Origin of the sequence: Capnocytophaga sp., assembly GCF_030532915.1 — a bacterium.
Taxonomy (GTDB): domain Bacteria; phylum Bacteroidota; class Bacteroidia; order Flavobacteriales; family Flavobacteriaceae; genus Capnocytophaga.
The window spans coordinates 21,135-45,492 of the sequence record NZ_JAUNKD010000001.1 but is presented as its reverse complement, the minus strand read 5'-3'; the positions used below and the strand labels follow the sequence as shown (position 1 = coordinate 45,492).

At 40.6% G+C, this 24,358-nt stretch carries 22 protein-coding genes; 7 read left to right on the top strand and 15 right to left on the bottom strand.

The features are described from left to right. Positions 1 to 3 precede the first annotated feature (3 nt). The 6 genes from wecB to Q4D72_RS00165 all read left to right on the top strand — a co-directional run bounded on the left by wecB (position 4) and on the right by Q4D72_RS00165 (position 7,290). Entirely contained in the window at positions 4 to 1,119 is a 1,116-nt protein-coding gene (gene wecB / locus Q4D72_RS00190; protein ID WP_303075385.1) for a non-hydrolyzing UDP-N-acetylglucosamine 2-epimerase, read from the top strand. A gap of 1 nt (position 1,120) precedes the next feature. Continuing rightward, on the top strand, positions 1,121 to 2,146 hold the full coding sequence (locus Q4D72_RS00185; protein WP_303075384.1) for a hypothetical protein: 1,026 nt from the start codon (positions 1,121 to 1,123) through the stop codon (positions 2,144 to 2,146). 5 nt (positions 2,147 to 2,151) lie between these two features. Continuing rightward, positions 2,152 to 3,186 carry an EpsG family protein gene (locus tag Q4D72_RS00180; RefSeq protein WP_303075383.1) on the top strand — a complete coding sequence of 345 codons (1,035 nt, stop codon included), beginning with the start codon at positions 2,152 to 2,154 and terminating at the stop codon, positions 3,184 to 3,186. A gap of 5 nt (positions 3,187 to 3,191) precedes the next feature. Next, positions 3,192 to 4,217, top strand: a complete 1,026-nt coding sequence (locus tag Q4D72_RS00175) for a glycosyltransferase family 4 protein (RefSeq protein WP_303075382.1) — start codon at positions 3,192 to 3,194, stop codon at positions 4,215 to 4,217. Further along, complete coding sequence (locus tag Q4D72_RS00170) at positions 4,218 to 5,039, top strand: glycosyltransferase (protein WP_303075381.1); 822 nt, start codon at positions 4,218 to 4,220, stop codon at positions 5,037 to 5,039. A 142-nt stretch (positions 5,040 to 5,181) separates the two neighbouring features. Continuing rightward, positions 5,182 to 7,290: a glycoside hydrolase family 97 protein gene (locus Q4D72_RS00165; RefSeq protein WP_303075477.1), complete on the top strand. Its 2,109-nt coding sequence runs from the start codon at positions 5,182 to 5,184 to the stop codon at positions 7,288 to 7,290. A 159-nt stretch (positions 7,291 to 7,449) separates the two neighbouring features. Here Q4D72_RS00165 and Q4D72_RS00160 read toward each other — a convergent pair whose 3' ends face one another. From Q4D72_RS00160 to Q4D72_RS00100, 13 genes are all read right to left on the bottom strand, one after another. After that, entirely contained in the window at positions 7,450 to 7,833 is a 384-nt protein-coding gene (locus Q4D72_RS00160; RefSeq protein WP_303075380.1) for a hypothetical protein, read from the bottom strand. Positions 7,834 to 7,835: 2 nt separating this feature from the next. Next, positions 7,836 to 8,060, bottom strand: a complete 225-nt coding sequence (locus tag Q4D72_RS00155) for an AtpZ/AtpI family protein (protein WP_303075379.1) — start codon at positions 8,058 to 8,060, stop codon at positions 7,836 to 7,838. Next, entirely contained in the window at positions 8,029 to 8,445 is a 417-nt protein-coding gene (locus Q4D72_RS00150; RefSeq protein WP_303075476.1) for a polymer-forming cytoskeletal protein, read from the bottom strand. The genes Q4D72_RS00155 and Q4D72_RS00150 overlap by 32 nt, the downstream gene beginning before the upstream one ends. A gap of 205 nt (positions 8,446 to 8,650) precedes the next feature. Continuing rightward, entirely contained in the window at positions 8,651 to 10,495 is a 1,845-nt protein-coding gene (gene ftsZ, locus Q4D72_RS00145) for a cell division protein FtsZ (RefSeq protein WP_303075378.1), read from the bottom strand. A gap of 14 nt (positions 10,496 to 10,509) precedes the next feature. Continuing rightward, positions 10,510 to 11,862, bottom strand: a complete 1,353-nt coding sequence (gene ftsA / locus Q4D72_RS00140) for a cell division protein FtsA (protein ID WP_303075377.1) — start codon at positions 11,860 to 11,862, stop codon at positions 10,510 to 10,512. Positions 11,863 to 11,980: 118 nt separating this feature from the next. Continuing rightward, on the bottom strand, positions 11,981 to 12,694 hold the full coding sequence (locus Q4D72_RS00135; protein WP_303075376.1) for a cell division protein FtsQ/DivIB: 714 nt from the start codon (positions 12,692 to 12,694) through the stop codon (positions 11,981 to 11,983). 5 nt (positions 12,695 to 12,699) lie between these two features. After that, a complete protein-coding gene (gene murC / locus Q4D72_RS00130) occupies positions 12,700 to 14,049 on the bottom strand; it encodes a UDP-N-acetylmuramate--L-alanine ligase (protein ID WP_303075375.1) in 1,350 nt (449 codons plus the stop codon). A gap of 56 nt (positions 14,050 to 14,105) precedes the next feature. Continuing rightward, positions 14,106 to 15,014 (bottom strand): hypothetical protein, encoded by a 909-nt coding sequence (locus tag Q4D72_RS00125; RefSeq protein ID WP_303075374.1) that lies wholly within the window; start codon positions 15,012 to 15,014, stop codon positions 14,106 to 14,108. A gap of 6 nt (positions 15,015 to 15,020) precedes the next feature. Beyond that, positions 15,021 to 16,112, bottom strand: coding sequence for an undecaprenyldiphospho-muramoylpentapeptide beta-N-acetylglucosaminyltransferase (gene murG, locus Q4D72_RS00120; RefSeq protein WP_303075373.1), 1,092 nt, complete (start codon positions 16,110 to 16,112; stop codon positions 15,021 to 15,023). After that, positions 16,109 to 17,350 (bottom strand): FtsW/RodA/SpoVE family cell cycle protein, encoded by a 1,242-nt coding sequence (locus Q4D72_RS00115; RefSeq protein WP_303075372.1) that lies wholly within the window; start codon positions 17,348 to 17,350, stop codon positions 16,109 to 16,111. Before Q4D72_RS00115 ends, murG begins: the two co-directional genes overlap by 4 nt. A gap of 3 nt (positions 17,351 to 17,353) precedes the next feature. After that, positions 17,354 to 18,685, bottom strand: coding sequence for a UDP-N-acetylmuramoyl-L-alanine--D-glutamate ligase (murD, locus tag Q4D72_RS00110; RefSeq protein WP_303075371.1), 1,332 nt, complete (start codon positions 18,683 to 18,685; stop codon positions 17,354 to 17,356). A gap of 35 nt (positions 18,686 to 18,720) precedes the next feature. Further along, positions 18,721 to 19,338, bottom strand: coding sequence for a hypothetical protein (locus Q4D72_RS00105; RefSeq protein WP_303075370.1), 618 nt, complete (start codon positions 19,336 to 19,338; stop codon positions 18,721 to 18,723). Between the two features lie 311 nt (positions 19,339 to 19,649). Beyond that, the gene (locus tag Q4D72_RS00100; protein WP_303075368.1) at positions 19,650 to 20,054 is read right to left on the bottom strand and encodes a DUF4279 domain-containing protein; all 405 of its coding nucleotides are present in this window, start codon (positions 20,052 to 20,054) and stop codon (positions 19,650 to 19,652) included. 349 nt (positions 20,055 to 20,403) lie between these two features. On the opposite strand from Q4D72_RS00100, the gene Q4D72_RS00095 reads away from it, so the two are divergent. Continuing rightward, positions 20,404 to 20,781, top strand: a complete 378-nt coding sequence (locus Q4D72_RS00095; RefSeq protein WP_303075367.1) for a hypothetical protein — start codon at positions 20,404 to 20,406, stop codon at positions 20,779 to 20,781. A 277-nt stretch (positions 20,782 to 21,058) separates the two neighbouring features. On the opposite strand, the gene Q4D72_RS00090 is transcribed toward Q4D72_RS00095, so the two are convergent. Then, positions 21,059 to 22,402: an SMI1/KNR4 family protein gene (locus Q4D72_RS00090; RefSeq protein ID WP_303075366.1), complete on the bottom strand. Its 1,344-nt coding sequence runs from the start codon at positions 22,400 to 22,402 to the stop codon at positions 21,059 to 21,061. A 421-nt stretch (positions 22,403 to 22,823) separates the two neighbouring features. Continuing rightward, positions 22,824 to 24,350 carry a sulfatase-like hydrolase/transferase gene (locus Q4D72_RS00085; protein ID WP_303075365.1) on the bottom strand — a complete coding sequence of 509 codons (1,527 nt, stop codon included), beginning with the start codon at positions 24,348 to 24,350 and terminating at the stop codon, positions 22,824 to 22,826. Positions 24,351 to 24,358 lie beyond the last annotated feature (8 nt).

The following is a 24,358-nucleotide window of genomic DNA, read 5'->3' as shown; positions in this document are numbered from 1 at the left end:
ACGATGAAAAAAATACTCCTGATATTCGGCACGCGTCCCGAAGCCATTAAAATGGCGCCACTTGTCAAGGCTTTTCAAAACGATGGCGGGTTCCAAACCAAAGTTTGCGTAACGGCACAACATCGGCAAATGCTTGACCAAGTGTTGGCTTTTTTTGGCATAACCCCCGATTATGATTTAGATTTGATGAAGCCCAATCAAAATTTATACACACTCACGGCTGATATCATCACGGGGCTGAAAGCGGTTTTGGAGGATTTTCAACCACACTATGTGTTTGTGCACGGCGATACCACCACCTCAATGGCGGCGGCTATTGCTTCGTTTTATGCGGGTTCGAAGGTCTGCCATATTGAGGCAGGACTGAGAACCTTTGACAAACACGCTCCTTTTCCGGAAGAAATCAATCGGCAAATCACCGGACGAATTGCCGATTATCACTTTGCACCTACACTCACCTCAAAACAAAATTTGTTGGCTGAAAACGTACCTTCCGAAACGATTTTAGTAACCGGAAACACTGTTATCGATGCCCTGCTTGAAAGCGTAGAACGAGTGGAACACATTGAAGATGCTGAAATTGAGCAACTGAAAACCCTTGTCGATACCTCAAAAAAACTGATTTTAGTAACGGGGCATCGGCGGGAAAACCACGGACAAGGATTCATAGCTATTTGTCAGGCACTTAAAGAAATTGCTCTGAATAATCCCGATGTGCAGATTGTGTATCCGGTACATCTGAATCCGAACGTGCAAAAACCTGTTTATGAGTTGCTTTCGGGAGTTTCGAACATTCATTTGATTGCTCCGTTGGCATATCCGGCGTTTGTCTGGCTGATGAACTATTCGTATTTGATAATTACTGACAGTGGCGGTGTGCAGGAAGAAGCCCCCAGTTTGGGCAAGCCCGTTTTGGTGATGCGTAACACCACCGAACGCCCCGAAGCGGTAACAGCCGGAACCGTAATCCTTGTGGGGACGGACAAACGACGCATCGTGCAAGCGTGCCAACAATTGCTCACCCAGCCCGATAAGTACAACCAAATGAGTGCTTTGCACAATCCTTACGGCGATGGCAAGGCGTGTGAAAAAATTGTTGGGTTTTTGAAGACTGTTTAAAATGAAATCATCTTTGTTTAGCAAACAAAATATCAAAATTTTTCTGCCTCCTAACCGAGATAGTTTAAACGATGCCACGCAATATTACGTGGAACTCATCGAGCGAGCCATCAAAAAATCGGGAGGCTCAACAGTTCGGTGTAAATATCTGAAAGAAATCAATCGGGGCGATACGGTTTTGACCATTGAGCTTTTTCCGTTTGTGCAGGTTTTTTTGCTCAAAGGTGCAAAAGTAATTCATTGGGTACAAGGCGTTTCACCCGAAGAAGCCCGCCTTAACAAACCCGGCAGATTGTTTTATTACGCCCGATGTTTGATGGAAATGTTCGTGTTGCGGTTTTCAAAGTGGTTGTTTTTGGTTTCGAACGCAATGTTGAAGCATTACGAAAAAAAATATCCCGTATCGATTGCAAAAAAAGCAATTATCATACCTTGTTACAACAAACACCTGCTGAAAGAGCCTTTTTTTGTGGAAAATCGTTACAAAACCCCTACTTTTGTTTATGCCGGAAGTCTGAGCAAATGGCAGTGTTTTGAAGAAATGATAGCCATTTACAAAGGCGTTCAAGAAAAAATTGAAAACTGTAAATTAACCGTTTTAACCGCCGAAACCGAAAAAGCAAATCATATTTTAAGGCAAAACGAACTAAAAAATTTTGAAGTAAAATATGTTCCGCTTGCCGAACTGGAAAGAGAACTGTCAAAACACAAATACGGTTTTTTAATCCGCAAACACGATGTGATAAACTACGTGGCAACGCCCACCAAGATGAATTCATATTTGGCAGTAGGGTTGTTGCCCATATTCACCGATGCGGTGGGTGATTTTAACGAAAAAATCAATTTGCAGACTTACGAATTGAAACTATCAGGAAATATTGACGTTGAGCAAGCGGTCAAAGCAATTGTGGATTTTGAAAAAAATACAACCATTGACCCCGACGGATATTATCGTTTGGTAAAAAACTTATTTGATGATTATTATTCCGATGATAAAAACATTCACTTAATCACAACTAAACAATAACACAGATGCAAATTCGGGTCAAGAAAAATGCGCTGATTTATTTTTTTGTGGCATTGGTCATAGCCTGTATTGTGGGCAATCGGGGGGCAACGCGTGACACGGCAGTTTATTACGATGTTTTCAAAAGTGTTCAAAAACTTGATTTACTCAATCCTGTTAAGTTCTACATTGTTACGGGTATGGAAATTGGTTTTGGCTGGTATAGCCTTGTTATCAGTTTGTTTACCGGTTCAAGGTTTTTGCTGTTTGCCATTTTTTCGTTTTTAACTTTGTATGTGGTTTATAAAACGTCAGAGAAAGTGTCGGCTCAGTTTATGCTCGTGGCGTTGTTGTATTTGTCATCGGGTTATTTTTTATTACAGCAGTTTATGCAGATACGGCAAGGGCTTGCCACGCCTTTGGCACTCTATGCCATTGCCGTTTTCATTGAAAAAAACAATCGGTTTTCATTGCAATTTGTTTTGTTAAGTTTACTGGCAGTGTCGTTTCATCAGGTGGCACTTCCGGTGATTGCGGTGGGGGTGACGGCTGCGTTTCTGTTGGCAAAGAAAGAGCTGTCGGTCAGTAAATTCCGTATTCTTTGCCTTGTGGCATTGGTGTTGTTTGTTTTTATTTCAAAAGCACTGTTGATAAATTTACTGATTAGTTTTTCAAGTAGGGTTGAAACCTATTCAAGGTCAGTCGAATACGCTTCTGAGGTGGGGCTTTTCAGGTTGCCTAACATCAAAGCGTTTTTAACTTTTTTGTTGATTTTCAGCGTTCTTAACCAGCGGATTTATCAAAACAGACTGTTTGTAGTCTTTTTTGTGTTGTTTACATTAGGGCTGGCTTTCCGCATTGGTTTTGCTGATTTTGCCATTTTGAGCGGGCGTTTTGCAACGGCGTTTTCTTTTTCTGAAATTTATATGTTACCCTTTATTTTTTGCAGGTTCAAATACGGAAAAATATTCCTGCTGTTGTTTGCCGTGATGCAAGCCGTAGCCACTTATGTTTATCAAGCACCTTTTGTTTTTGAAGATTATTTCAAACCTATACAATAATAATTATGAAAAAAATCGGCTTTTTAGTTCCTGAAATAATCAATTGCGGTCCGGTGAATGTGGTTTATAACATTATTCAAAATATTGATTGTAAAGTGTTTAGTGTAATGCTTATTTCCGTTCGTAAAACTAATAGTGATTACGTTAATAACATTCGTTCCAAATGCAAGTTAGGCGTGTTTGATTTGGAAGATTTTTCATTACAAGATTTGGCGCTGAATTTAGATGTGATTCATTCACACGGATATTATCCCGACAAAATCGTTGCGGGTTTAAAAAATGATAACGTAAAAAAAATAACCACAATCCATTGTCAATTTTTTAAAGATTACCTGCAAGAATACGGAAAAATAAAAGGTTTCGTTGGGGCGTTATCACATTTTTATTATCTGAATATAGGGAAATTTGACGCTTACGTGAGTTGCTCAAACGCCGTTAAAAAGTATTTTGATTCCTATCTTTTAAAATCCAATCAAGAAAAGTCGGTTTTCGTAAACAATGGCGTAAATCAAGCTGTTTTTCATAAGCTTACGCAAGATGAAAAAACAGAACAACGAAAAATGTTAGGTTTTGGTCCTGATAATCAAATTTTTATCTATGCCGGAAGACTCATACGCCGAAAAAGAGTCCCTGAACTGATAACGTTTTTTAATGAAAATGCAACAAAAAATTCCATTCTTTTGATTTTGGGTTCAGGAGACGAACTGGCTCAAAGTAAGGCTGTTGCTACGGAAAGGGTGATTTTTTTGGGACATCAAGAAAATCTCGAAAAATATTACCAAATTTCAGATTTCGTGCTTTCAATGTCAAGTGCCGAAGGGTATCCGATGAGTATTTTGGAAGCTGTTTCGTGTGGGTGTTATGCTTTTTTGTCCGACATTCCTCCGCACAGCGAATTTATACGCCAAAATCCGGAAGTGGCTGATTTTATTGTAAATATGTTGTCTGAAAAAACGAAAAGCAACCATAATAACTATAATTTGTCAGCCCAAAAAATGGTCAGTGAATACACTAATTTATACTTAAAATAAATGAAATTCTCCGTATTGTTATCGCTCTATGTAAAGGAAAATCCAACATTTTTAGCTGAATGTTTGGAAAGTCTTAAAAATCAAACGCTTCAAACCGATGAGGTTGTTATCGTTTTCGACGGAAAAATAACGCCTGAGTTAGAAGACGTTGTAGAAAGCTATGCACAAACTTTGCCTATAAATATTGTAAAACTCCCTGAAAATGTGGGGCTTGGCAAGGCGTTGCAACAAGGAGTTTTGGCGTGTAGCCACGAAATCATTGCCCGTATGGACACCGATGACATCGCCAGAGCCGACCGATTTGAAAAACAAATCCATTTTCTAAATAATCACCCTGAAATCAGTGTTTTAGGAAGTAATCTAAGCGAATTTAATTCAAAACCCAACGATTTAAACAGAAGGCGTACTTTGCCCGAAAATCATCATGAAATCTATAAATTTGCAAAGTTCCGATGTCCCGTAAATCACCCAACCGTCGTTTTTCGCAAAAGCGCTGTTTTACAATCAGGTAACTATTCCGGAAAATTACTGCTTTGGGAAGATTATACCCTGTGGATTACGATGCTGGTAAACGGCTATATTTTTCATAATTTACAAGAAGATTTGCTGTATTTCAGGGTAAAAAACGGAAAAGAAACCATCAAACGCCGAAGCGGGTTAAAATACGCCTTAGACGAACTGAAATTTGCGAAAATCATTAGGCAAATGGGCTTCTTCTCTTGGTTTGAATATCTGAAATTCATTGCATTACGGCCATTAGGACGGCTATTACCGACAAGCATTTTGCTTTTTATTTATAATCAATTTTACAGAAAAAAATAGAAAGGCAAAAAGTGATATAATTTTGCGTTTCCATATTTTATTTATCAACATTACAACGATTGCGTAACCTTGGGTGTTGGTGTCTGAAAAAGAATTTTGTATATTGCACAAAATTTCACGATTGTTAAATAACATATTTATGATAAAAAAAATAGCATTCATTCTGTGTTGCGTTTTTGTTGCGGGGCTTTCGGCGCAAAACACGCAAACCTCGCCCGACGGCAACGTGAAAGTGGCTTTTGACCTTTCCGATTCGGGCAAACCTTTCTATAAGGTGTGGTACAAAAACAAAGAAGTTATCAAGCAAAGTTTTATGGGGTTGGAACTCAAAAGCACAACCAACCTTATTGCTGATTTCAAGCTTATTAAGGAAGAAAAGACGTCTTTTGATGAAACCTGGCAACCCGTTTGGGGTGAAGAAAGCCATATCCGCAATCATTACAACGAGTTGCTGGTGTCGCTTCATCAAAAAACGTCTGACCGCGTGATGAACATTCGTTTTCGGGTGTATGACGACGGGGTAGGGTTCCGTTACGAGTTTCCGTTGCAGAAAAACCTGACCTATTTCACCGTGGTGGAAGAGTGGACAGAGTTTGCAATGACGGGCGACCATACCGCGTGGTGGCTTGCCGGTGATTACGACACGCAGGAATACGATTATATGGAGTCGCGCCTGTCTCGCATTCGTCCGCTCAGCAATGTGGCTATCGGGCATAATGCCTCGCAAACACCATTCTCACCCACGGGAGTGCAAACTTCACTGATGATGAAAACCGATGACGGGCTGTACATCAACCTGCACGAAGCGGCTTTGGTGGATTATTCGTGTATGCATTTGAACCTGAACGATTCAAATTTTACCTTTCAATCGCATTTAACACCCGATGCCACAGGCGATAAAGCCCATTTGCAAGCACCTTGCCACACGCCTTGGCGTACTGTTATGGTTAGTGATGATGCGCGCAAAATATTGGCTTCGCGCCTGATTTTGAACCTTAACGAGCCTTGTGCTTATGACGACACTTCGTGGATTAAACCCGTGAAATACATCGGTGTTTGGTGGGAAATGATTACCGGAAAAGCCACTTGGGCATACACTGACGAGTTGCCGGCGGTTGATTTAGATAAAGTGGATTACACCAAGTTGAAAACCAACGGAAAGCACGCCGCTAATAACGAAAACGTGCGCAAATATATCGATTTCGCTGCCAAACACGGTTTTGACCAAGTTTTGGTAGAGGGCTGGAACACCGGTTGGGAAGATTGGTTCGGGCATATGAAAGATTATGTATTTGATTTCGTAACACCTTATCCCGATTTCGACATCAAAGCCCTTAATGAATACGCTCATTCCAAAGGTGTTAAACTGATGATGCACCACGAAACGTCTTCTTCCGTTCGTAATTACGAACGTCATATGGAAAATGCCTACAAACTGATGAATAAATACGGATATAATGCCGTGAAAAGCGGTTACGTGGGTAATATTTTGCCACGTGGCGAACACCATTACGGGCAATGGACGGTAAACCACTATTTGCACGCCGTGAAGGAAGCTGCCAAACATAAAATAATGGTCAATGCGCACGAGGCGGTTCGCCCGACGGGATTGTGCCGCACGTATCCAAATCTTATCGGAAATGAATCGGCGCGCGGTACCGAGTTTGAATCGTTCGGCGGGAACAAACCTTTCCACACAACGGTACTTCCGTTTACGCGTCTGCAAGGTGGTCCGATGGACTATACACCCGGTATTTTCGAAACGCAAATCTGGAATGTCAATCCCGATAACGGAAGTTACGTACGAAGCACACTCGCCAAGCAATTGGCATTGTATCTGACGATGTACAGCCCGCTGCAAATGGCTGCCGACCTTCCGGAGAATTACAACAAGTTTTTAGATGCGTTTCAGTTTATTAAAGACGTTCCGGTGGATTGGCAAAAAAGCATCTATTTGGAAGCCGAACCCGGTCGATACATCACCGTAGCCCGTAAAGATAAGCATTCCAACAATTGGTACATCGGTTGTACGGCTAACGAAAACGGACACACTTCCAAACTGAAACTCGACTTTTTGGATAAGAATAAAAAATACGAGGCAACCATTTATGCCGATGCCAAAAATGCCCATTACAAAAACAACCCGAAAGCATACACCATTAGCAAACGAAAAGTAGATGCAAACACAGTGCTTTCGCTCGTTGCCAAAGAAGGCGGTGGTTATGCTATCAGTATCAAAGAAGTGAAGTAATTGTTTTGTCTTTCCATAGCTAAAAGTCTCTGTTGAAATATGTACTATTTCACAGAGGCTTTTATTTTTGAGGCGATTTATACTGACAATTAAAAACCTTTGGCAAAGTTTCAAACTTTGCCAAAGGTTAAATGTGTTCAGTTGGCTTGTAAATCGTATTTAGGAGGTTTGTTTTTTGAGCAATTTTATGGTAAATAAGGCTTCAATGACAGTGAAAATAAAATAAGGAATAACCACAAAAAGCACATCGGTAACAGGTGTTTCAATCGTTTTTTTTGCCAGCGGAAGTACAAAAAGAACAATCGCCCCCATACGAATGAAAGCTGTTGCCAAAAAGGCATATGCAGTGTGTTTTTTCAGGAAAATATTAATGGTGCAAATGATACTCAAAACGCACACCGACAAACTCAAATGCAATAGGCAAATATCGCGAATGTCCAGCAACGGACGCAAGTTGTAATGTGTTGTTAGCGTATGCAAAGCGCCGTAGGTCAGTGCCGTAACGCTAATAATCAGCAGAAGATAACGAAAAAAAAGTTTCATAATCAAGGTTTGTCCGACATATTCATCGCTTGCCGAATGATGGTGTACATTGCCGCAAAAACTCCGAAAAGTGATAAAACCACCGTGAAAAGTGGGTATAGTTCAGGGAATTTACCGTCAAGCCAATTTCCTGCAAGGGCACAAATGGCAATGGTAGCAGCCATTTGCACCCCCGCTTGTGAAAATTTTATCCATTTATTTAATTGCTTTGTCGGCAATTTTTTCATTGTTCAATGGCGTGTTTACGTTTTTCATCGTGCAGGAAACATTGAACACAGCGCCGGGTTCAATTGAAAGTTTATCGGTAAAAACCTCGCCTTCCACAAGGGCGGTTGATTTTAAACTGAGCATACTGTTCACACGTAAGGTACCTTCAATTTTTCCTTCAATATCAGCGTTTTCGCACGTGATAATCCCTTTGATGATGCCTGTTTTCCCGACCACTAATTTGCCGCTGGTTTGGAAATTTCCTTCCACTTCGCCGTCAATTCTGAAATCGGTTTTGGAGATGATGTCTCCTCTGAATTTGGTCTCGGCAACGATGCGGTTGCTGCTCCCTGATGATATATTTTCAGCCATAACTTTTTTATTTTCTTTAAACATAATTCTTATTTTAGAAGATTAAAAATTATTTTCCAAAATTACGCTTTTTTGTGGTAATACAAAAATAAAATGCCTTTTTCTTGTTTTTTTATATAAATTGTTTTGGTAAAAAAATGATTTTCAGAAAAATAAAAAATCCAACGCATTGTTTGCATTGGATTGTAATAAAATTTAAAAACTTATTTATTATGATTAAAAAGTGTTCGTTGCGCGCTTAATCCACATTGTCGTGCAAAAACGAGTTGTTTCGGCGTATTTGAAATTCCCCCGAACTGTCTTGGCTGATGGAAGTTCGTGAGTGATTATTTTCCGATTGACTGCCGCCAAAAATGTGGTTATAACTTTGCAAACGATTGGAACGTTTTGCCATAACGTCAGAAATTTTGCTGTTAAGCGGGTCAATTTCTTCCACTTCGTCTTCGGTAAACATACTCATTTGTCCTTGTTGCTCAACCGATTGAGGAACTTCAAACTCGTCATCTCTTTTGTAAAGAATAAACTCATTGCTGCTTTTTTCGGCGGTAAGATTTTTAGGTTTGGCTTCCATAAAGGTTTTTTCAAGCTCCATATAATCTTCTAGCGAATGGCGAATTTCACCTTTGGTGTTTATCGTTGGGGTGATGATTTCTTTCTGCGTTTCGTAATCGTCTGATAAATCATTACTTAGCTGATAGAAAATAGGTTTATCAGATGGTTTTTTCACCTCTTTTACAGGTTCGTTTTGTTGTGAAAATGGTACTTGTTGAACGGGTTGTGTTCGCTCTTTGGGTGCGTATGTGGCGTTGTTTAATGTAGCTTTGGGTTTTTCAATAATGGTAAAAACCTGTTCGGGAGCAAGCACTTCACAATCCACCCAAATGTTAAATAGGTCAGCCATTGAAATGCCTTCCGGCTTTAATGATGCTGTTGGTTGCGGTGGTGTGGGAGTGGGTATTGCAGGCGCTTCCCAACTGATGGGGCTACTCACAATTGGCGCTTTTTGCTCGGTAAATTCGTGTGTAACCGATTGAGGGTCATCAAGCACGTGAATTACTTTTTTGGTTTCGGCATTGACAATTTCGCGCTGCTGGTCAGCATCAAATCCGGTAGCGATGACGGTAACCGAAAGAGCGTCGCCCAAGGTTTCGTCTTCCCCGATACCCATAATGATGTCAGCCATATTGTCGCCGGCTTGCATCTGAATGTAGTTGTTAATTTCTTCAACCTCGCGTTGTGAGGCTTGTTTGTTTCCGAAAACGATGAGTAACAGGGCGTTTTTGGCACCAACGATTTTGTTGTCGTTCAAAAGCGGTGAGTTTAGCGCCCCTGAAATGGCGTCGTAGGCTCGGTTTTCACCCTCAGCCACTGCCGAACCCATTATGGCGGTTCCACCGTTTTCAAGTACGGTACGGGCATCACGCAAGTCGATGTTTACGATGTAATGCTTACTGATTACCTCTGCCATTCCTTTGGCTCCTTTGAGTAAAATTTCATCGGCTTTGGCATAGCTTTCTTTAATGCCTAAATCACCGTAAATTTCGGTAAGTTTGTTGTTATTGATAACGATAAGAGAATCAACGCATTCTCTTAATTTTTTAATGCCGGCTTGGGCTTGTTTGCTTCGTTTTAATCCTTCATAGGTGAAAGGCGATGTAACGATAGCAACGGTTAAAATGCCCATTTCTTTGGCTTGTTTGGCAATTACGGGTGCTGCTCCGGTTCCGGTTCCGCCTCCCATTCCTGCGGTGATGAAAACCATTTGGGTGTTGCCTTCCAGTACTTTACGGATTTCTTCCAAACTTTCTTCTGCGGCTTTTTCGCCTATTTCGGGGTCAGCACCTGCGCCCAATCCTTCCGTTAGGGTTACTCCCAACTGAATTTTATTAATAACGGGGCTGTTTTCAAGGGCTTGTGCATCGGTGTTGCAAATCACGTAGTCCACGCCTTTGATTCCTTCAATGTGCATATGATTCACGGCATTGCAACCGCCACCGCCCACACCAATCACTTTGATGATGTTGCTTTTGCCTTTGGGTAAGTCAAATTTTAATCCTGCGTTGTTCATATCGTTTGTACTCATAACTATTTGTTTTATTATTCGTCGCTACTATCTAAAAATTCTTTTATTCTGTTATTAACTCGTTCCCAAAAACTTCGGCTTGTTTTGGGTTTTTCTTTTGTCTCGGGTTGTGTGTTTTCTTGCTCGGGAGGTGAATCGTTTCTGCTTTCTTCGGTTTTAAGATTTTCTTTAAAAACCTCCATTTTTTGCCGTATGGTTTCTTCGGCTTCATAATCAATGGCGCTCATAACCAGCCCGATAGATGTTGCATAAATGGGCGAAGTAACTTTCACGTCTGAATTGCTTGCCAGATGCTCATTCGGGTAACCGATACGTGTGTCCATTCCGGTGATGTACTCAACTAATTGCACGATGTGTTTTAGTTGGCTTCCGCCACCGGTAAGCACAATGCCGGCAATGAGTTTCTTTTTGTGTTCTTCGTGTCCGTAACTTTTTATTGTATTGAAAACCAGTGTGATAATTTCGCTTACACGGGCGTGAATAATTTTTGAAAGGTTTTTGAGCGTAATTTCTTTCGGCTCTTTGCCTTTGATACCCGGAATGGAAACGATTTCGTTATCACGATTTTCTCCGGGCCAAGCAGACCCGAATTCCACTTTGAGCATCTCGGCTTGCCTGCCTAAAATAGCACAACCTTCTTTAATGTCTTCGGTGATAATGTTTCCGCCCATCGGGATAACAGCCGTGTGTCGGATAATTCCGTCTTTAAAAATGGCTACGTCGGTAGTTCCGCCTCCGATATCAACCAAAGCCACCCCAACGTCTTTTTCTTCATCGCTAAGAACGGAACTGGCTGATGCTAAGGGTTCTAACGTAAGTCCGGTGAATGAAAGTCCTGAAAGTTCCACACAACGGGTGATGCTTTTTATTGAATTTACTTGCCCGATAACTAAATGAAATGAAGCGTCAAGCCGCGAGCCTATCATTCCGATGGGTTCGCGTATATCTCCTTGGTCATCAACCTTATACTCTTGCGGAAGTGCGTGAATGATTTTCTGCCCCGGCGTTAAACCGATGCGGTACACTTGTTGTTTTAATTGTTCTAAATCTTCTAAATCAATGAGTTTTTCTGTATAGGGGCGAATGATATAATCACTGTGTGAGCGACTTAAAATATGTTGCCCGGCAATGCCTACTACTACGTTTTTGATTTGCAAGCCTGTTTTTTCTTCGGCATCACGAATGGCTTCCAAAATGGATTGTGTTGTTTTGGTGATGTTGTGCACCACGCCTTTGTTAATCCCTTCACTTTTGGCTTGCCCATAGCCCAAAATCTGGATTTTTCCGTATTCATTTTTGGCACCGACCATCGCCACAATTTTTGTGGTACCGATGTCTAAGCCAACGTAATATTTTTTATGTTTCATATCGTTATGAGTCATATTGCTGAATGTCAGTGATTTATTTGGTTGTTGCCCGATTTTATTTTTCTCTTGAATTTGGTTGAGAAAAAACAATACACTTCAAGAATGCAAAAATAAACAATTATTTGGTACAAACCACCTGATTTGCATATTTTAAATTAACAATTTTATAAATATTTAAGTTTTTGCTTTTTTCCATCTGTTTGTAAAAGGCTTTCAGATTGGCTTTTTTGAGTTCGTTGTCTTCTAAATTTCCCCAAATAACAATAAAATTTGCTGCCCGCATCCGTAGGGCATATTCACCGTGATTTCTGATTTTTAGTTCGGTGATGTTTTTTTTGAGGAAGTCATCGTTGTTGATAAATTGTACCAGCTCATAGGTGCTTTTCCAGTGTTTTTCGGTCATATTTCCGGTTATCAGAGGAACTCTTGCCGAAAAAGAATCAGACAGGGGCATTTCTTCTCCTTTTGAATCCATATAGTAAAACTGCTGATTTTCAGATACTCGTGCAATAGGTTGCCGTTGTTTTATGTTAACATTCAGCGTTCCGTCAATGGTACAAAACACTTCCGATTTTTCAATCATCTGGTGGCTATCAAGCAGATTTTCAATCTTGTCCAACTCCAACAGCCCAATGCGGTCTGAAAGTTGTGAGTTGTTGAGAATCATTCGGCGAATGGCATCTTCGGTGACGTACATATCTGAGCTGTGATGATCAACAAAAATTTCTTTAACGGTACGTTTGTTGCTTCTAACACTTGCAAAAGCCTGTAAAGCAACGGGTAACAGCACAATGGTTGCTATTTTTATGATTTTTTTTAGTCGTGGTTTCATCGGTTTTATGAAAATGCTTTTTTGATGTGTTCAACTTCCGCCCCGATGTCGCCCGCCCCGACGGCAAGCAATAACTTGGGCTGTTTTTTTCGCAATAGCGGAATGAGTTCGTCTTTGGATACCAACGTTTTTTGTCGGCTTCGGATTTTTTCCAGTAATTTTTCCGAAGTGATGCCTTCGATGGGCAGTTCGCGGGCGGGATAAATATCCAACAGAATGACCTCATCAAATCGGGACAAACTCTCGGCAAATTCGTCCATAAAATCACGGGTTCGGCTGAACAAATGTGGCTGAAAAACAATGGTTTTGGTTATTTTCGGGTACATTTCGTCCACCGCTTGAAATAGGGCGTTAATTTCCGACGGGTGATGTGCGTAATCGTCAATAAAAACGAAATCTTTTTCTTTGATAACGTACGAAAATCGGCGTTTTACTCCTTTGAAACTCGCCAAAGCTGTGAGCAATTTTTCAGCTTCGAAGCCCGCTTTTACGCCCATTGCCACTGCCGCCAAAGCGTTCGACAAATTGTGCCGACCCGGTTTGGGGAACGCAAAATTTTTCAGTATTTGCCCATCGTAATGAAAATCAAAATGATACATTCCGTTTTTGATGTGAATGTTTTGAAAACTAAAATCGGAATCATCTTCCAATCCGTAAGTTTTTCCGCTTATTTTCAAGGAATTATGTACGATGCGATTGTCGTCGGTTTTGATTTTGTCGGCAAACTCACGGAACCCTTTTTCAAACTCTTCCGTGCTTCCGTAGATGTCCAAATGGTCGGCATCCATTGAGGTAATACACGCAATATCAGGTGATAACCGAAGAAACGAACGGTCGAACTCGTCGGCTTCCACCACAGTAAATTTACTTCCGTTAAGCACCAAATTACTGTTGAAATTCTCGGCAATTCCGCCCAAAAAAGCACTTACCGAAGCCCCGTTTTCCACCAAAATATGAGCCAAAATGCTTGACGTTGTGGTTTTTCCGTGTGTGCCCGCCACCGCCAAACAGAAACTATTTTCGGTAATCATTCCTAAAATTTCGGAGCGTTTAAACACTTGATAACCATTCTTTTGGAAAAACACCAACTCGGCGTGCATCTTCGGAACGGCGGGTGTGTAAACCACCAGCGTGGTTTCGTGTTTTTTGAACTGCTCAGAAATGTTGCTTACGCTTTCCGTAAAATGAACTCTAATTCCTTCTTTTTCAAGTGAATTGGTGATTTCCGTAGGCGTACGGTCGTATCCGCAAACCCGCTTCCCGATGGCTTTGAAATAACGAGCCAGTGCCGACATCCCGATACCGCCAATGCCGATAAAATATACGTTTTCCATGTGGTTAAAATTGACTTTCATTGTTTTATGTTTGTAGTTTGATTTGTAAGGTTTTAGGATTTATTTAGAACGTTGCCTTACTCTTTTTTTGTTTCCAAAAGTTCGTTTTTTTCGTTGTAAAAACGGATTTCTTTTTTGCGCCTGTTATGCACTTGATAGGCGGTCATTTTTCCGTTTTTATAAGTGTAAGTTGTTGTTTCTGAAATGCTTCTGTCTTCACAAATTTTTTGCTGAATAACGCCGTTTTCGTACGTTTCATCGCAACTTCCTTTTTCGGTGATGTAACGCTTGGTGGCAATTTTTCCGTCTTGATTATATGTGGTACTTCCTTTACCTTCAATGCGTTCCGATTTTAGTTTTCCGTTTTGGTAAAATTCTTTTGTGGTGTTTTTGATGGAATTAACCTCTTTGCTGGGGTTTCCGTTTTTGTGAAAATTGGTGTAGATTTGATTAGCGCCCTCCTTTAAATTGATGAAAGTTTCCATTTTTTGCACCATCTTCCCCTGATTGTTATAGGTGATACTTTCAATGGCATCAGCTTTGAAGGTACTGGTGCGAATACGCTTATTTTCAGAGTTATATGTCTGTATTTCAGTGAGTTTTCCATTTGTGAAATGGTAATCAGCGGTTGTGTTTTTCTCTTTGTTGGCAAATTTTCCGATACCGGTAAATTGCCCCCGTTCGTTAATTTCAAATGCAAAGCGTTGTTCCTCATTATCAATGATGTACTTTCCTTTTTTGAAGGAAATACCGCGTGATTCGTAGGCTTTTTTGATAAAATCGGCGTTAATTCCGTTTGAGCGTCCTTTTTGTAGTAATTTTTGAAATTCCAAATAGGTTTTGTAATTCAGATATTCGCGAATTTCAACGATTCCTTTTTTGAAATTATCGCTTTTGGTGTCCACAAAAAAGGAAGGTTCAAGTTGCGTTTGCGCCGTTATTTTCAGCGCTGCACAAAGCATTAAAAGCGTTAAAATTTTTTTCATCGTATTTTAGTTTTTAAGTTTAATTAATTGAATTACAATCTCCACAATGTCTTTTGTAGCATTGGGTAGGGCTAATTTTTTGATGTTTTCAGCGAGATTTTTCTGCTTATTTTCATCGGAAATTAGTGCCGAAAATGTTTTTTCAAATTCGCTATCCAATTCATTTTCAAGCAGTAAGATACAGCCGTTTTTGTCGGCTATGGCTTGTGCGTTTTTGGTTTGATGGTCTTCGGCAACGTTGGGCGACGGAATGAAAATCACGGGCTTGCCCACCAAACAAAGTTCACTTACCGAACTCGCCCCCGCTCGCGAGATAATCACATCAGCCGAGGCGTAGGCAAAATCCATTCGGTCAATGAATTGCAACACTTTTACGTTTTCATTTTCGTAGGCTTTGTACTGCTCAAAATACAATTTTCCGCATTGCCAAAGCAGTTGTACGTCTAATTTTTTAAATACGTCTAAATTCCTTGCAATCAGTTCGTTGATTCGTTTTGCTCCGAGACTTCCGCCCAAAACCAATAACGTTTTTTTATGGGGATTTAACGAGAAAAAAGCCTGGGCTTGGTTTTTCGTTTCGGAATGATGTAACAAATCTGCCCGCACGGGATTTCCCGTTTTTACGATTTTTTCTTTCGGAAAAAACTGCTCCATTCCCTCGTAAGCCACACAGATTTTTTCTGCCTTTTGGCTTACCCATTTGTTGGTGATGCCGGCGTGCGAATTTTGCTCTTGAATCACGGTCGGGATTCCCAACCATTGAGCGGCTTTCAAGGTGGGGGCAGAGGCATAACCGCCCGTACCGATAACCACATCGGGGCGAAATTTTTTGATGATTTTCCGAGCTTTCCACAAACTTTTAAGAAGTTTGAGTGGAAACATCAGATTGTCAAAAGTCAGTTTGCGTTGCAGTCCCGCAATGGGCAGCCCTTCAATAGGATAGCCCGCCTGTGGTACTTTTTGCATTTCCATTCGGTTTTCGGCACCCACAAACAGAATTTCGGCATCGGGCTGACGTCGTTTCAGCTCGTCTGCAATGGCAATGGCAGGATAAATATGCCCGCCTGTGCCGCCTCCCGATATGATAAATTTTTTCATTTTTTTTGTTTTTTTCCTTTGTTGATTTCTTCCATAATGCCTTCGGCAAGTTCTTCTTCCACTTCCGATATATTTTGGTCTTTTTCAACCATTTGCCCTTTGTTTCGTTTTGAAGTGCTCACCGAAAGGATAAGCCCCAACGCCAGGCAAGTCATCCATATTGAAGTTCCGCCACTGCTTATCAACGGAAGGTTTTGCCCCGTAACCGGAAACAATTCAACCGCCACGCCCATATTGATAAGCGCTTGCAGAATAATCGGGAAACCGACGCCCAGCACCAGCAATTGCCCGAAAACGGTTTTGGCATTCTGCGAGATGACGACAATCCGAATGAGCAAAATTACGTATAAAATCATTATGATAATAGCCCCGAACGACCCGTATTCTTCGGTGATGATGGCGTAAATAAAGTCGGAAGAGCTCTGTGGCAGGAAGTTTTTCATCGTGCTTTTTCCGGCTCCTTCGCCCATTAGTCCGCCTTTGGCAATTGCCATTTTTGCCCGTTCAATTTGGTAGCCTTCTTTTTCGTCAGCTCCGCCCACAAATGATTCGATACGGTTCACCCACGTGTTTACCCGATTTGGGAAAGCATCAGGGAAAGCCTTCGCCAAAAGCAAAAAGAACCCCATTGATATAATGCCGATACACAGCACGATAAACATATTTTTGATGGGATGTTTGCCGATGAAAGCCAAAATGCCGACCGAACCGGCAACAAGCACGGCGGTGGAGAGGTTTGAAGGCACAATCAGCCCTACAACGATGATGGCAGGCAACCACAAAGGTAAAAACGATTCGGAGAAGCTGGGTTTTTTATCGTGATTTTCAGCTAAATACGAAGCTACGTAAATCATCAACATCACCAAAGCAAAGGTGGAAGGCTGAAACGAAATCCCGACGATGGGCAATTGAATCCAGCGGCTGGCGTTGGCTCCGTCAATGGTTGTTCCTTTTAAAGCCGTGAAAATCAGTAAAATTGCCGAGAGTAACAAGCCCAGTTTTGAAATGGGGCGCGAAAACCGATACGGAATTTTATGCACCACGTAAATGATGACAAATCCGATGGCGATGATAACACCGTGCCGAAGGAAATGCCCGAAGGTAGTTCCCTTACCGATGACATACACCAAATTGGTACTCGCACTATATACCGCCAAAAACGAAAATAGTGTGAATATCAAAATGATAGCCCACGTGGCTTTGTCGCCTTTTATGTTTCGTGCCAACCAACTTTTCATCACTTACAGTTTTTCAACTTCTTCTTTAAAACGATTGCCGCGATGTTCGTAATTGTCAAACAAATCAAAGCTGGCACAAGCCGGAGCAAGTAACACAGTATCACCACTTTGGGCAAAATCGCGTGCGTATTTCACGGCTTCTTCCATACTTTGGGTTTCCAACATCGGAACGATATTCCCGAACGATTGCACAATCGCCCGATTATCAACGCCTAAACAAACAATTGCCCGCACTTTTTCGTGAACGTAAGGCAAAAGCGGCGAATAATCATTGCCTTTGTCCACGCCGCCAACAATCCACACAACGGGAGTTTTCATTGTGTCCAAAGCGAAAAACACCGAATTCACATTCGTGGCTTTTGAATCGTTGATGTACGTGATTCCTTCCACGGTTTTGACCGGTTGCAACCGATGCGGTTCGCCCACAAAACCTTTGAGGCTCTCGCGAATCGACTCCTTGCGGACTTTCAATAATCGCGATGCCACCGAAGCCGCCATTGAGTTTTTAACATTGTGTTTCCCCTTTAAACTCATTTCCTTTACTTCCATTTCAAATGTTTGATTGTCAATGTTCATTTGTATCTTATCGTTTAAACTAAATATTCCGTTATTAATTTCTTTTTCTATTGAAAATGGGATTTTTTGTGATGCTACCCGATGATTTTCAAGCCATTGCTCTATCACCGAATCATCGGTGTCGTATATGAAATAATCGCTTTCGGTTTGGTTTTCGATAATTCGGAATTTCGAAGCGATGTAATTCTCCATTTTATAATCGTATCGGTCTAAATGGTCGGGCGTGATGTTCAGCAAAATGGCGATGTGCGGTTTGAAATGCACAATGCCGTCCAGCTGAAAACTGCTGATTTCCAATACGTAATATTCCTTATCGTCTTCGGCAACCATTTGAGCGAAACTCTTACCGATGTTGCCCGCTACGCCTACGTTTAGTCCTGCTTGCTTCAAAATATGATGCGTGAGACTGGTGGTGGTGGTTTTTCCGTTGCTGCCGGTGATGGCTATGATTTTTCCTTGGGTGTATCGGTAGGCAAACTCAATTTCCGAAATGATTTCGATGCCTTTTTCCTTCGCTTTTTTGATAAGCTCCACCGTATCAGGAATTCCCGGGCTTTTTACGATGCTGTCGGCGGAGAAAATTTCACTTTCCGTATGTTTCCCTTCCTCCCAGCGAATGCCGTTTTTGTTGAGCGTATCGGCATATTTCGGGGCGACTTTGCCTCGGTCGGACAAAAATACGTCCCAACCTTCCTTTTTCCCGAGAATGGCAGCTCCCACACCGCTTTCGCCTCCTCCCAAGATAACTAATTTTTTCATTTTATTGTTATTTTTCTCTATGGATGTACCACAAATCACGTATTTTCTGTTAAAATTCCTGCATTTTCAAACGATAATCCTTTGATTTGCTGTTTTTCTGCCCATTTTACAAAAACATCGGTGCAAAAATAGAATCCTTTGAACCATTTATCTCTAAAAATGGGATTTTTTTCTATTATTTTTCTGTCAAATAGATGTTTTCCGTGCAATTCGGGATGTATTTTCCGCTTAGGTTTGTCCGTTTTGGGGGCAAAAATGTTCATTTTGTCGTCTGCCTGTTCCAATTCGTCTGTGGTGTACCAAAAAGTATCTACCACAGCCGAAATTCCGTCCAAAATATTTACAAAAACAAAAGGTTGCTCCAATTCGGGCGTATTTATCGGCAAAAGTTGCGCGGAAAGATTGAATTTTGTCACCATTTTTGTCGCTAACACCTCTTCCATCATCAATTTTCCTGAAAAAAAGCTACTTGTATTGAAATCTTTTCGTTTTTTGGTCGATTTTTTATTCGGAACGAAAATTTTCCACGTAGGAATCTGCCAATTTTCAATTTTTTCGCCCTCTTTGTCCAGCGTATTGATGTAATCCGCTTCTTTTTCCTGCAAAAGATACTGAAAATCGTCTAAATTTTGTTTTATTAGATAGACATCCATTGTTTTTTTGTTATTTTATGTTTGGATGCAAAATAAATTGCATATTTCTGTATATGAATACAAAAGTGCAAATTTACGCCGATTTTTTCTGTTTTTTAACAGAAAAACAAACTATTTTTCAACAATATTAATCATCAAAATAATTGGCGTGATTTTTTCCATTTGTTGCAATACATAAATCCGATTTGTTCTATTTTCCACGCTCTATTCATTGATTTTCTTAACGACATACTCCGCAGTGCGGACTTTGTCTCCAAGGTCAGAAACTCACTCTTGAAAAATCCATTTGTAAATTCAAGAATTAATTTTCCTTAATTATTTATCAAATACATATCAACATCTATTTTTGTGCGAGTTTGGTGGCAAAAATCAATGACCGCCATTGATGGAGCTACATTGGGTGTGGGCTGGTCAGCGTACAAACTTGGCACGATTTGCAGGACAAATTCCACCTCAAATTCTTGGCGAATCGCCTGTAATTCAGCTGCTTTACTCAAAAGCGGTGCGATGGTTTTTTGCATCTGCTCACCGGTTTGCCACGCATATTCATCGCATTGCCCAAACTGCCACATTGCCCACTCTTGCGGACTGCCATCACGCCTTTTGTCGCCCTTACGCCACTGATTATCAGGTGTAAGCCCCAGCCGTTGGCTCACCACATCAGGCTCAAAATCACCAATGATTTTAAAATAAGTAATACATTCGTTTTTGTTCATAATCTGCTTATTTTGTGTGTTTTAATTTTAAAATTCATTTTTTATCAAATTATTTCATTTGCTGAATTTTAGGCAAAAATAAGCTTAAATTAGAAAACGCTCTTATTATCAGGAAGAAAATTGTTAATTTTGTGCTAAATAATTTGTTTACAATATAGAAAACCTTATATTTGTTCCGTAGGCGATTGGAATTAATGTTGAACCATATCCGAGAAATCACACTGCTTGGAAGAAAAAAATAAAAGCGTGAAACCTAATTTTGCCCATATTTGGAGTTCAGCAAAGGGCAATATTGCAAGTATTCAGTTATTCTTTTATTAAATAAACAAACTGATATACAAGAAAAAATATGGTTTTAGATTTTTTAAACTCTAATAAATTAACCCTCACAGAAATCTTAGAAGAAGTGAAAAAAAGAGAGAGTATTGCCGCAGAAAAATTTAAACAAGATGAGTTGGAAGGCATTTACGCCTTTTACTCAACTTTGAAACATTCTGCTAAATACTGGGCTCCTAAAAAAGAAGGTGGAGAAGGAGACTTTGATAACTTTACAGCTAAACAATATCAAGCCAGTTATGCCAAAACAGCTCGAATGGCACACATAAATCGGTGGAAAGTTGGTGGTTGTGATGCAGTCGGAGCTTTGGTAGGTTGCAGAGGTGGTGTTTGGGGAGCTGTCATTACCGGTGCTGGTGCTTCTGCGATTTCTGTCATAATGCAATGGTAAATAATTATGAATTACTTAAAACAATTTGGTGTTATTTTCTTTACAATAGTTATTGCTAACCTATTGATTGAATTGTTATTTGAAAAAAGTATCAATAATTTGATAAATATTAAATTTTTCTTACTTTCCTTTCTAATAAGCGTGGTGTGTGCAATAATTTTAAAAAAGAAATAACCTTATGAAAATTAGATGGCTACGATTTTTTTTCGTAGCCATTCTTACATAAAAGTTATCTTCAATTTTTTCCAAACTCAACAAAAAACCTCCGCCCAAAACCCTAAAATCTCATCTTTAAAATCTTCTTAACGGTGAGTCCGAAATCCTTTAAACGGTGATTGATATTGATATAAACATAGTCCTCGTCTTCCGTTGGGAAACGCTGTGCTAATCGCTGATAATGAGGTAACAAAACTCTATCCGAAACGCCGTGAAGTGCCTGTAAAACGGTGGTCAGCACATAGGGTTTTTCCTCGTGCAAACCTTTTATGAAAGTGTCCAAATATTTTTCCTTGTTTTTTAATTGCCCCAGAAAATAAAAGGCGGTCGAACGGGTTTTATAATCTTGATTTTCAGCGAAAGGGAGCAACCACTCGCCATAATCCACGCCCGTTTCACGCAATACATAACCGCCAAAACGAAGCGTTTCCTCATCGGTTATGTGCGGTAATTTTTCGCGGATGATGGGCAAGAGTTCGTTACTATCGGTTTGTTTATCAGGTGAATACCAATGAATGTTTTGGAAAAATCGCAATAAATCACGCTCGGCGAGTTCCCCAAAATATTTTTTAGCACGGTTAAAGTCGGAAATACACAAAATGGTTGCCCAATAAGTGAAAAAATCGTCTTGTTTTTGGGCGTAGGCTTCCACTTTTGCCAAAATTTCGGCATCTAACGGCGGTTTTTTGCATCGAAGTCCTTCCAGAGCGTCTGTTTTGTCTTCTTTTTCGGTGGAATTTTCAAAAAACGCCAATAATTCTGCCGCACTTCCGCCCATTTCGTAGCTAAATCCGTTGGCAATGTACAAAATTTCACCCGAAATCACCTCATCAAGCCAACGTTCGTACCAATCCAAGAAGTTTTTCTCAAAAGCAAAATACGGTTTGAACAAATCCATATCCGTATTGACGATGCGTCCGCGGTGTTCGCCTTCCAGCACGATGGCGGTTTCGTAAGTGCAACCCTGCGTACCGAAAGTGAGCAACGAACCGAAGGCTTTGTTGATGGTAAGGTCGTACTCGTCGTCCGTAATGTCCTCATCATAAGTCTTTTCGATGAGTTTGTCCCAAGCCTCTTCGCTCATTTTCGGATAAATCACACACGGATAGGCAAGTTGTTCCTTGCTCTCTTTCAAGCACTTATCAATAGCGTACAAGCCGTAAAAAGGGGCAGCTCCGCCATATCTTCCCTTTCCGCCATTGCCGATATGAAGTAAAAAACTGCGGAAACACTCGGGCAAACGAATGCCGTATTTTTGCTCCAATTGTTGCAATTTTTCTTCGGAAATGGGTTTGCCCAGCTTATATTCGTGGCTGTCTGCTCCAAAAACCTTATAATCAGGGTCGGCTTTTTGGGCTTGTTGTAATTTTTCTTTAATTCGATGGATTTGTTCGGTGTATTTCATTTTTTTTAATGTTGATTATAAGTGTTTTATGATAAAATATAAACGCTCTTCATATAGTTGTATGCAACAAAGATACTTTTTTGAGCGATTTAAGAGGGTTGTATTTGTAAAATTTTTTTTCGTTAAAGGTTTTTTGTATATAAATATGTATTTTTTGTTTTATTTTTAATGTTGTCTTATTTAAAAAGTGTGTTTTTGATGATTAATTATGAATAATCTGTTTAAAATTATGTGTTATCCATTCAAAAGTATGTGTTATCCATTCAAAAGTATAGACTATCCATTTGAAATTATGTGCAATCTACTTGAAATTATGCGTTATCCATTCAAAAATATAGGTTATCTGATAAAAATTAATAAAAAACAATTAATTTATCTATCTTGAAAAATATTATTTAAAAGTATTTTTCTTTAACGAAAGCTATTTCTTGTTGTTTTTAACCTTTTCAAGTTCTTCTTTGAGTTCTTTTGTAATGCTTGGAAGGGTTGTTGTAATGTTATTTTGCTCTTTCGGGTCATTTTTTAGGTTATAAAGTTGCGGTTTTGGAGAAAACCCTGTTTCAATACCCGTTTCCCAAGCTGTTTTCATTGTGCTTTGTGAAGGTTCGATATATTTATAGTTACCTTTGACGATAGAAAGCGTGTTTCTGATGGCTTCTTGAATGATATGTGTGCGTCCCTGTTGTTTTTTGCCTGTCCACGCAAGCCATTGGTCTTCCGAATCAATTGCTTGATGCTTGTCGTAATGCGTATTAAGCATTGATGCCATTGAACTGATGAAATCCGTTTGACTTATAAGCGTTTTTGAGTCCTGTTTTTTGAGTTTTCCTTTCCACGAAACAATAAACGGAATGCGGGTGCCGGCTTCGTAAGCGCTATATTTGCCGCCCCGAAGTTTTCCGAAGGGGTCGTGCTTCCCCGTTAGCTCGACGGCATTGTCGGCATAACCATCGTCAAGCACGGCGCCGTTATCGCTTGAAAAAATGACAATCGTTCGTTCAGAAAGGCGTAAACTATCCAGAATTTTGCTTATTTCGCCCACCATAGCGTCTAATTCAACAATGGCATCACCCCGCAGCCCCTGTGTGGTCGTCCCCTGAAACCGAGGGTGCGGCATCCGAGGCACGTGTATGTTGTTTGTTGCCAGAAATAGGAAAAACGGATGGTTTTTCTGTTTGGTGATAAACTTTTTTGCTTCTCTGACTAAATCATCTGCAATATCTTCATCTTTCCAAAGGGCATCGGTTCCGCCGGATTGGTATCCGATGCGGCTAATGCCGTTGATGATTGTCATATCGTGCCCGTGCGAGTAGGGGAGTTTGAGTAATTCGGGGTTTTGCCTTCCGGTGGGGCTGTTTCCTACGGGATTTTGGTAGTTTATATGGATGGTGTCAGCAGGATTGAGATTAACTACTTTCCGATTTTGTACATACACGCACGGAACCCTGTCGGCGGTTGCCGGAATGATGAAACTCTCATCAAAACCAACGTCTTCGGGGGTGTTTGCTATTTCTCCGTTCCAATTAATGCCGTTTTCGTCGCCCAACCCTAAGTGCCACTTCCCGATTACGGCGGTAGTGTACCCAACTTGTTTGAAAACCGAGGCAACGGTTTGCTTTCCTGCCGGAATAAGTGCTTGTGCGTCTGCGTTAATTACGCCTCTTCCCTGCTTTCGCCAAGCATACTCACCCGTTAAGAGCGTGTACCGAGAAGGTGTGCAGGTTGCTGCTGCCAAATAGGCGTTAAGATGCTTTATTCCGTGCTCGGAAAGGCGGTCAATATGAGGCGTTTGAATGGTTCCGCCATAGCAACTGACGTCACCATAGCCCAAATCATCGGCATAAATCAAAATCACGTTCGGGAAATTGCGCTGCGATGTGTTTTTTTGCGAAGATGAAGCGCAATTAAGCAATAACAAAATAAAAATGGAGATAAAAGGTGCTTTCACGGCTGTTG

Coding starts and splice junctions, on each gene's coding strand:
- wecB (WP_303075385.1), top strand. CDS start 4: ATGAAAAAAATACTCCTGATATTCGGCACGCGTCCCGAAGCCATTAAA.
- Q4D72_RS00185 (WP_303075384.1), top strand. CDS start 1,121: ATGAAATCATCTTTGTTTAGCAAACAAAATATCAAAATTTTTCTGCCT.
- Q4D72_RS00180 (WP_303075383.1), top strand. CDS start 2,152: ATGCAAATTCGGGTCAAGAAAAATGCGCTGATTTATTTTTTTGTGGCA.
- Q4D72_RS00175 (WP_303075382.1), top strand. CDS start 3,192: ATGAAAAAAATCGGCTTTTTAGTTCCTGAAATAATCAATTGCGGTCCG.
- Q4D72_RS00170 (WP_303075381.1), top strand. CDS start 4,218: ATGAAATTCTCCGTATTGTTATCGCTCTATGTAAAGGAAAATCCAACA.
- Q4D72_RS00160 (WP_303075380.1), bottom strand. CDS start 7,833: ATGAAACTTTTTTTTCGTTATCTTCTGCTGATTATTAGCGTTACGGCA.
- Q4D72_RS00155 (WP_303075379.1), bottom strand. CDS start 8,060: ATGAAAAAATTGCCGACAAAGCAATTAAATAAATGGATAAAATTTTCA.
- ftsZ (WP_303075378.1), bottom strand. CDS start 10,495: ATGAGTACAAACGATATGAACAACGCAGGATTAAAATTTGACTTACCC.
- ftsA (WP_303075377.1), bottom strand. CDS start 11,862: ATGAAACATAAAAAATATTACGTTGGCTTAGACATCGGTACCACAAAA.
- Q4D72_RS00135 (WP_303075376.1), bottom strand. CDS start 12,694: ATGAAACCACGACTAAAAAAAATCATAAAAATAGCAACCATTGTGCTG.
- murC (WP_303075375.1), bottom strand. CDS start 14,049: ATGAAAGTCAATTTTAACCACATGGAAAACGTATATTTTATCGGCATT.
- Q4D72_RS00125 (WP_303075374.1), bottom strand. CDS start 15,014: ATGAAAAAAATTTTAACGCTTTTAATGCTTTGTGCAGCGCTGAAAATA.
- murG (WP_303075373.1), bottom strand. CDS start 16,112: ATGAAAAAATTTATCATATCGGGAGGCGGCACAGGCGGGCATATTTAT.
- Q4D72_RS00115 (WP_303075372.1), bottom strand. CDS start 17,350: ATGAAAAGTTGGTTGGCACGAAACATAAAAGGCGACAAAGCCACGTGG.
- murD (WP_303075371.1), bottom strand. CDS start 18,685: ATGAAAAAATTAGTTATCTTGGGAGGAGGCGAAAGCGGTGTGGGAGCT.
- Q4D72_RS00105 (WP_303075370.1), bottom strand. CDS start 19,338: ATGGATGTCTATCTAATAAAACAAAATTTAGACGATTTTCAGTATCTT.
- Q4D72_RS00100 (WP_303075368.1), bottom strand. CDS start 20,054: ATGAACAAAAACGAATGTATTACTTATTTTAAAATCATTGGTGATTTT.
- Q4D72_RS00095 (WP_303075367.1), top strand. CDS start 20,404: ATGGTTTTAGATTTTTTAAACTCTAATAAATTAACCCTCACAGAAATC.
- Q4D72_RS00090 (WP_303075366.1), bottom strand. CDS start 22,402: ATGAAATACACCGAACAAATCCATCGAATTAAAGAAAAATTACAACAA.